Source organism: Heyndrickxia shackletonii, from assembly GCF_001420715.1.
GTDB classification, from domain to species: Bacteria; Bacillota; Bacilli; order Bacillales; family Bacillaceae_C; genus Margalitia; species Margalitia shackletonii.
Genome location: NZ_LJJC01000004.1, coordinates 868,556 through 877,875, shown reverse-complemented (window position 1 = coordinate 877,875; position 9,320 = coordinate 868,556). Strand labels below are relative to the sequence as shown.

At 39.8% G+C, this 9,320-nt stretch carries 5 protein-coding genes; 1 reads left to right on the top strand and 4 read right to left on the bottom strand.

Features of this window, described 5'->3' with window-relative positions; all coding sequences use genetic code 11:
• Positions 1-398 precede the first annotated feature (398 nt).
• From AN964_RS04335 to frlD, 4 genes are all read right to left on the bottom strand, one after another.
• A complete protein-coding gene (locus AN964_RS04335) occupies positions 399-1,580 on the bottom strand; it encodes an ROK family transcriptional regulator (protein WP_055738529.1) in 1,182 nt (393 codons plus the stop codon).
• 1,109 nt (positions 1,581-2,689) lie between these two features.
• Positions 2,690-6,898 carry a GH92 family glycosyl hydrolase gene (locus AN964_RS04330; RefSeq protein WP_235950829.1) on the bottom strand — a complete coding sequence of 1,403 codons (4,209 nt, stop codon included), beginning with the start codon at positions 6,896-6,898 and terminating at the stop codon, positions 2,690-2,692.
• 426 nt (positions 6,899-7,324) lie between these two features.
• Positions 7,325-8,053 (bottom strand): GntR family transcriptional regulator, encoded by a 729-nt coding sequence (locus AN964_RS04325; protein ID WP_055738528.1) that lies wholly within the window; start codon positions 8,051-8,053, stop codon positions 7,325-7,327.
• A gap of 61 nt (positions 8,054-8,114) precedes the next feature.
• Positions 8,115-8,897 (bottom strand): fructoselysine 6-kinase, encoded by a 783-nt coding sequence (gene frlD / locus AN964_RS04320; RefSeq protein WP_055738527.1) that lies wholly within the window; start codon positions 8,895-8,897, stop codon positions 8,115-8,117.
• A 139-nt stretch (positions 8,898-9,036) separates the two neighbouring features.
• On the opposite strand from frlD, the gene AN964_RS04315 reads away from it, so the two are divergent.
• Positions 9,037-9,320, top strand: a 284-nt coding sequence (locus AN964_RS04315) for a transposase (protein ID WP_161809210.1), incomplete at its 3' end; no start/stop codon positions are given.

The following is a 9,320-nucleotide window of genomic DNA, read 5'->3' as shown; positions in this document are numbered from 1 at the left end:
GGTTATTAATTTGTAGTGAGAATAGGATGAGAGGAAATTGGCCCCTTATTTGGTATAAAAGCAGAACGAATTAGGAGCACGACTTGATATGGAGCAGCGCATGATAACCTAGTTGGTGAATACAGCTTCTTAAGAGGCTGGGTTCCTGGATAGAGAATCATGCGCGAAGAGGCTCCATGTCAAGTCGATATGATACTATCACAAAATTAGCGAAGACAGAGGGGGCAATTTCCATCTTAAACAAAAAAATAAAATACTGCGAAAAAGAAAGATAATAGGAGTATGTGTCTAAAATAAGGGGGCCAACCCGGTTCATTACAAGTTTCAGGCCATTGCACAAAAGTATAGAGCGGTATAACAAATTCCAGTTGGGGGTTAGAGAATCCGGTCCCTCATCCCTACTCCCCAAAAACATCCTCTAACACCAGTGCGGCTGCCCCCATTATGATAGATCGTTCTTTTAATTTTCCTGGAATAATAGACAGCTTCTTTTGAAATACTTCAAACGCTCGATTTCTGGCAATTCCCGCTGATAATTCAATCATTCTCTCATATTTTTCAGGGAGTTTGCCGCCGATAATGATGAGATCAGGGTTAAAATTATTGATAACGTTGGTTAAACCAATGCCTAAATAGTTGGCGGCTTCCTCTACTATTTTTAAAGTAAAGGGATCATTGCTTTCAATTGCCTTCAAAACATTGGAGAAGGAAATTTGTTCGCTTTTTGGATACGGATAATTGGATGGATAACCTAGCTGCAGTCCTTCCTTGACCTTTTTCACAATCGCTAGTCCGGAAGCTTTTAATTCTAAGCATCCATAGTTTCCGCAATTGCAGCGTGGGCCGGCACTGTCAATGGTGCAATGTCCAATTTCACTATTCCCTATTAATGTTCCATTTAAAATAACCCCGCTGCCGATTCCTTCTCCTACGAATAAATAGACTAAATTGTTAACCTCTTTTCCCGCTCCGAACCATTTCTCGCCCAACGCAGATAGATTGGCGTCCTTTTCAATTTTAATAGGAATATGAAGTTCTTTTTCTAGCATTCTCTTTAATGGAACATTTCTCCAAAGAGGCAAATTAGGCGGGGAAACAACCTCTCCAGTTGTTGTATTAATTGGACCCGGAATCGAAACCCCTATCCCTAAAATTTTTTGGTAATCGATTTTTTCATGATCAACAAGGGTCTTCAAACCATTTTTAATTATCTTAATATATTCATCGGGACCTTTTACCGCAGGTGGATCCATACATAATTCATATACTAAAACAGTATCGAACGTAAATAAGCCAAATCTTATCTGTTCGTCAATGGACACATCAATACCTACAACATATAATGCTTCGGAATTTAATTCATAAAGAAGTGGCTTTCTGCCGCCGCTTGATGCCCCTTCCCCACATTCTTTAATCATTCCCGCCTTCATTAATCCATTGATTATATTGGAGATAGCTGCAAAGGTGAGGTTTGTTTCTTCCGCTAATTCGGCCTTTGTCACTTTGCTCTTTTTTCGTATAAAATCAAGGACTTTTGTTGTATTTACATTTTTCAGGTTTTGTTCTACATATTCTTTCATCGTTCATACCTCTTACGTGTACTGGTTATTTATGATCATACCACAAGAAACGCAGGGACGGTTCTGCTACTTCCATTTACTTGAAGCACCAAAACCGTCCCCTTTTTGAGTTCTTATTTTCTATTTCATAAGGTTCGTCTAGCTTAAATGGGGAGAGGCACGCAAATAAAACTGTTTCTAGGAGAATGGTTATAAAAAAACTGTTCAAATCTTTTGTTAAACCATAAAAGGATCATACAAGGAATTGGATTGTTCCAATTGTCCTTTTTGCAGCTACTTACAGACAGTACACGGGGGTTGTTCCTTCCATTTGGTCTCTTGAGTCCTTATAAGGACATTGGACTCGGCTTTTTTCCCGCTCTTGGTCTTTTGACCCTTTATAAAGGACATTGGGCTTCGATTTTTTCTTCCTCTTGGCCTTTTGAACCCTTATAAAGGACATTGGACTTGGCTTTTTTCACGCTCTTGGTCTTTTGATCCTTTATAAAGGACATTGGGCTTCGATTTTTTCTTCCTCTTGGCCTTTTGAACCTTTATAAAGACAGCGCGGCGAATTTTATCATTTATGGACCGATCAGTGTGTCAATGAAAGACGCGACTCTTTTGTTTTTCAGCGACAGTGTCCTTCATCTCACTTATGAAGGACAGCTGTACTTATTTTTCCTTCAACCCCGTCCTTCATTGAGGCGTTGAAGGACAACTTGCCTGTCATTTTATACATAACTGTTCTTCATCTCACTTATGAAGGACATCTGTATTTATTTTTCTTTCTAACTTGTCCTTCATTACCACTATGAAGGACATCTGTACTTATTTTTCCTTCCAACTTGTCCTTCATTACCACTATGAAGGACATCTATATATATTTCCCCTTCAAACTTGTCCTTCATTAGAGTAATGAAGGACAACTTTCCTGTTATTTTAAGCCAAGCTGTCCTTCATCAAGTCCTTCTCTTAATAATAAAAGCCTCCAAACAGTTTTTTACAAACATACATTACCGATTGAAAGAACGGACATTTCCACTTTTGAACTATTCCTTTTCAAAAAAGACGGAAGAACCAGCCTGCCTTCCCACGCAAAACTGGCTCTTCTTCCTAAAGCAAACTCTTTATTCCCGATTTAGTAAAACAATCAACTGATTAGCATCTGCAGATAAAACCTTCTTTGCTTTTGCAGAGATACTGTCCTGTAAGCCTTTGTTATTCAAGTGTTTGATGAAATCATCAAGGTGTTTGATAGCCTGATCTTTATGCTCTTTTTTATAATGATCAAGCGAGCTCTTTAGACTGTTGGTTAGTTGGACAACCATTGGTCCTGTGATTTCTTTTTCTGATTTCAAGTCGTCGATTAATTTTTGCACTGAGTCATAGCTAGCTGTTAGATCGTCATAACCAAGCAGCTCTAATTCTGCTAATGAAGTGCTGTCCGCTCCGCCGTTTTCCTTAACTTCGAGTTTATAATAAGCGTATTTCCCAGGATTTTTGATCACAAATGCTCTAGTATATAAGCGCCATTGGAAGGTCTCATTCTTCCGATCATCTAGTACGGTCCAGTTCTCTCCATCATTGGACCCTTTTAATACCCATGATTTCGGATCCTTCTCTGCCCCCGAACTGGAAGACGTTACGGTGTACATTTTTACCAGCTGTTTGCCTTCCTTAAATTCATAATCTACTGTTGGCGTTTTGCTATCCAATGTCACCTGGGTATTAGAATTATTATCAAACAATACCTCACCCTTGTCAGATACTTTCCCCTTGCCATCCGCTAACAAATGATCCGTCATGTCTCTTAATGGAAGTGCTTTTAGCGTTGTTCCATCCGTCAATCCGGAAGTAATGGATTGAGGAACATCCTGATCTCCACTGCCCCATTTCGATGGCTTTGGTCCCATATCAAAATCAATGACAGCACCCTTCACAAGGTCCGCATGTAAGATGGAAGTTTTATCGTACGCTTTTCCATTTACCTTCACACCTTGCACATACTTGTTCTCCTTGCTATTGTTTGGTGCATTAATCACGATCGATTTTCCATTTTCAAGATGAACGGTAGCCTTTTTAAATAAAGGTGCACCAATCGCATATTCCGGAGTTCCCATCTTCAAAGGATAGAAACCTAGTGAACTGAAGATATACCATGCGGACATTTCTCCGTTATCTTCATCCCCTGCATACCCTTGGCCGATTTCACTTCCAATATACAAGCGATCGAGAACCTCCCGAACTAATTCCTGTGTCTTCCATGGCTGACCAGCATAATCATACATGTAAATAATATGGTGTGCAGGCTGATTGCTATGGCCGTACATGCCCATGCGGACATCACGTGCTTCTCTCATTTCATGAATGGTTCCACCATAGGATCCCGGATATAGTCCGGTTTCCGGTGTGTTAAAAAATTCATCAAGTTTACCAGCCAATGCTTCTTTTCCACCATATAAATTAGCTAGCCCCTGTCCGTCTTGCGGCACATGGAACGCCATATTCCATGCATTGGTTTCAGTATAATCATAGCCCCAAACTGCCGGATTAAAATTATCTGCAGTAGATCTCCATGCTCCATTTGCTGTTCGACCGTTGAAAAATCCAATTGCCGGATTAAACATATTCACATAGTTTTGAGCACGATTGATAAAATATTGATAATCTGCTGCATAGTTCGCTTGGTACGGATCGTTCTTATCGCCTTTTTCGCTTAGTGCCTTTGCTAAATTGGCAATACCGAAATCATTGATATAGCCATCCATTGCCCATGCCAAGCCTTCACCTGTTGAAGTATTGGTGTAACCGTCAAATATGGAGGTTGTTAATCCTTTTCTCCCTGTACCCGCATTTGGACTCACCACTTCAGCATTTTTAATGGCAGATTGATAAAAACTCTTCACATCAAAATTCGTAACACCTTTTAAATAAGCATCTGCAAACGCGATATCCGAGCTAGTTCCCGGCATTAAATTTGCATAACCTGGTGAAGACCATCGTGCAATCCAGCCACCATCCCGATATTGCTGAACAAATCCGTCAATCAATTCCCCGGCAATGGTCGGAGTTAACAACGAATAAGCTGGCCAAGCAGTTCGATAAGTATCCCAAAAACCGTTATTTACATAGGTCTTTCCATCAACAATCTTGGCGCCAGTCTTCGTCTCCGTATTTTGTCCAGTCGCTGCTGAATATGGACTTGCGTATTTATACTCTGGATTGTCATTAGTACCTACATTTTCAAAGGCTGAGTTTGGATACAAGAATAAGCGATACATATTAGAGTAAAGGGTTACTAACTGATCCTCCTTTGCCCCTTCCACTTCAATAGTGCTTAACTGTTGATCCCATTGTTTTTGCGCTCTGTCTTTTACACTATTAAATGTATCATTTGGACCAATTTCCTGTTCCAGGTTTTTCTTAGCCTGATCGACACTAATTAAGGAAGTAGCAATTTTCATCGTTACCACTTTGTCCTTAGCAGAATCAAAGCGAACAAATCCAGTCACATTGTTTCCGCCGCCACCTGTCAGCTTTCCGCTTTTTACAATAGGTTTATCAAATGTGGCATATACGAAAAGCCTTGTAGCTCCCGTTGATAAACCGCTTTTTACATCGGAGTAGCCAGTGACTTCACCCGTTTCCTGATTAATCGTGAGACCGCCATTATTGTTCACATTGTCAAAAATAAGATTGGAGGTGTCTCCAGTAAAAGTAAATTTAAACATCGCTGCATGATCTGTCGGTGTCATTTCCGTCTGAATTCCGTTTTCAAATTTGACGCTATAATAATGAGGCTTAGCAATTTCATTTGAATGTTTAAAAGCCAATGCACGTGCCGAACGGCTAGCATTTGGTTTATCTGCACTAGAATCGGATGGCATCACCTGAAAGGTTTGGCGATTCCCCATCCATGGGCTTGGCTCATGGCTAAGGGCAAAAGCTTGAATTTGCGGAAGATTATCCGCATTATTACTTTCATTGTATTGATAGATCCAATCTGATCCTGCATTCGTAGTCGGTGTCCAGAAGTTAAACCCATGCGGAACCGCTACGGCTGGGAAGTTATTTCCGCGTGAGAAAGTACCGTTCGATTGTGTCCCTCTAAGGATATTGACATAATCAGAAACTGCGTCATATTTTTTTGCAACCGGATTCCCTTCAATTTTTACATCGTCGATACTTCCTCTGAAAGCACCAGGTCCTTTCGGGTTATCGTAAGCAACAAGAATTCTTTTAATCGTTTTGCCCGCTGCTACATCGCCAATCTTGGATTTGATAAAATTCCATTGGTTCACATATAAATATTTTGAATCTCCTTGGTCTTTCGGGTTTAGTCCTACCCCATGCTGGTCTGTGGCTTTTAAATCATGAAGATAGGTTCCATCTGAGAATGCTAAATCTATGGATGCGTATGTGCTGGAGTAGTCATTATGATTTTTATCTGTAAATTCTGGGGCGATATAATAGGAGAGCTCTGAATTTTTCGTTACTGGGATGTCGACATCATATATTTTGTTATAAGAATAGGCTCTGCCTTTTGTAAGATGGGTTCCGGAATACATTAGTGCTCCTAATCCTGTCCATCCTACATTTGATTTAGCCGTATAGGAGGATGTCGGTCCTTTGCCTATCTGTGACTTCATATCTCCTGGCGGCGGATCTGGAACCTCGATTCCATTTGAAAAAGCAACCTCCGCAAGCTGTGTAATACTGTCACCGGAGTTCTTGGTAATGTCCATTTTGTAGTATTGGTAAGCAGTTGTATTGGAAAAATCATAAATTTTTCGTTGGAAACGATCCTTAAAATCTTCCCCTTTTCTTGAATCTAAAGCAGTCCAGGTAGATCCATCCTTAGAACCATAAAGAGTCCAATCTTGAGGATCTCTTCCTTCAAAATCGTTCGCAGATGTTAAAGCATATTTCACAACGGTTACTGGTTCCGAAAACTTAAACACGATATTTGCCGTTTTCTCGAATGCCAGCCATTTTGTTGTCGGATCCCCATCAATTAATTTCGTATCTACTTCGTTTGGCGGATTGTTAGCGCTTGCATTTACTTCCACGACCTTATCTGTAATATCTCCAAGAATGGAATCGCGCTTTACATTTCCATCAATTCCTTCGGTCATTTTCTTCCCATTTTGATCCGTTTCCACGGTATTCACCCAATCAAGCTGCGGTTCTGATTTCTCAAAAGAGGAAAAGAAATCTGTTTTCGTTGCATCATTGCCAGCCGCATGTACAGCTGTTTTTGGCATGATGGGAACACTCGTCATCAATACAAGCGATAATGCACTTAAAAGAATTTTTTTCATTGGCTTTCTTTTCATATCCCCTGCTCCTTTCACCTTTTTCAAGTAACTTTAAAAAGTACTCAACTTAACCGACTGAATTCACCTCCCTAATGCCAGAAAAGGATGGTTTCAAGATGATTGAAAATCGTATAAAGTATTCACCACTTTTTAAAATGACTTTAATAAGCTACACCAAGAGCATATTATATTCAGAAATATCTGTCTACAATAAGAAGAAGGGGATTGTAAAATTCATACAAAACTCCTAGTTGAGAGTAGGCATTTGGAAATAGTGTACTTGTTAATTGTGCAGTTTCCTTTAAAAGTCATGCAGTTCCTCGCAGATCTGGTGCAGTTGAGGTGCCAACTCATGCAGTTCCACCCTTTTTTCATGCAGTTCTCATAATCAGGGGAAGTTCCAAATAAAAAATAGGGAAGCCAGTGCAGTTCCACTTGTCTTCCCTATTTCGCACGATGTACGGTCAAAGTAACTCTATTGGTTTCACACATAAAAGTAGAAAGGTGAACAGGCTCATCGTTAGAATCAAAGGCAATCTTTAAAATTCGAAATAGATTTGCCCCAATATCGCATTCTAATAACTTAGCATATTCAGGAGTTGCTCCGATTACGTCAATAATTTTGTCATTGCTAACGATTTCTGTACCATATTCTTCATGAAGTATCTTATAGGTTGATTCATCTCCCGCGATTTTCTTTTCCAAATTCGGAAAGTGAATTAACGAGTAATGGGCAATATCGTAGAAAAGGGGCCGATCGTTTACATACATAAGTCGTTCCAGTTCGAGAATGGGACTTCCCTCTTCTACTTTCAGTCGTTCAGCAACTTCTTTCGTCGCAGGGATTACGTCACTGCGTAAAATGCGTGAATTTGGGATCATCCCTAATTGATGACTAAACTCCGAGAAACCGCTTACAGATAGCAATTCATTTTGAAACTTATTAGTGGCAACAAAAGTTCCTCTTCGTGGAATACGTGTCAGCGTACCATCCTTCACCAGTTCTTCTATAGCCTTACGAATGGTGATACGGCTTACATTATAAATTTCACAAAGTTCTGCTTCTGTAGGAATCTGTTCTTCCGGTTGATATGTCCCATTTTGAATATCGTTTTTTAACATTTGCCGAATCTGCATGTATAATGGCTGGGGTGTTGAAGGATTTAATTTCATCTAAAATTCGTCCTTTTCCATCAAGGTATATACACCATTATACATTGATTTCCAATATTCGTCACCATGCCCCAAAATATCTTATCGTTTTTGCAGCAGTCTCTGAACCTAATTTCAAGCACTCTTGAATAGAGCATCCCTTATGTGTTCCAAAAATGAAACCGGCAATAAAAGAATCCCCTGCCCCCATCGTATCGACAACATTCGTTTCCAACACCCCACATGTAAAAAATTGCTCCCCATCATACGCTAGGGACCCATTTTCTCCTAATGTTGCCACGGCTACTTTGGAACCTAACGCATGCACTTCTTTTAAAAAGCTTCTAATATACGCATCATCTTTTGTATAAGAAAAAAATGGGTAGTCAACGAAAGCTGGCAGTGTTTTTACAAGACTATGATTCAATTGATCGGAAAAATCAAAGAATGTAAGCATTCCTTTTTCTTTAAAAATAGGGTAATACTCCTCTGTATGCCCCCAAATACCGGCATGTACAGAATCGAAGGTTTGAATAAAATCAAGATCTTCTTTCGTTAAGGAAAAAGAAGCCATAACACCCTCATCATAGTCCCCAAAGCGACGATCATTATCTACTAATTCAACAAAGGTAACGGCTGTTTTTCCTTCTTTTATTGTGATACGAGAAGGATCCACCCCTTTACTTTGAATCGCTTGGATCATGGTATCGCCATATTGATCGGATCCGACCCAACCGACATATGCTGTTTCAGCCCCAAGATTTTTTAAATATACACTGACATTTACAGGGTTCCCACCAGGATATGCCTCCCCGCTAGTTTGATAGACATCCATGCAGTTATCTCCTACTGTTACAACTCTCATTCCATGGCCTCCTTTTTTTACAGAAACAAGCACTACAAAGTAGTGCTCCAGACTGTAGACAAACTCGATGAAGATCGAGCTTGCCTACAGTCTTTTTTGTTTTAAAATATAAATAGAAATAATACTTGGGGTGATGAAGATGCTTTCAAAACATAATTCCATTCAACGTGATCAAGTAGAAATGATCGCTTTAGACCAGTTGGTTCCCGAAAATCATTTAGTCCGAAAAATGGAGGCAGCGATTGATTTCTCTTTCATTTATGATTTAGTGGAAGAAACATATTCCGCAGTTGGACGCCCAAGTATTGATCCCGTGATCTTGATTAAACTTACCTTTATTCAATATACATTTGGCATTCGTTCGATGCGTCAAACGATTGAAGAATTAAAAACGAATATGGCTTCTCGCTCATGCGGACATCA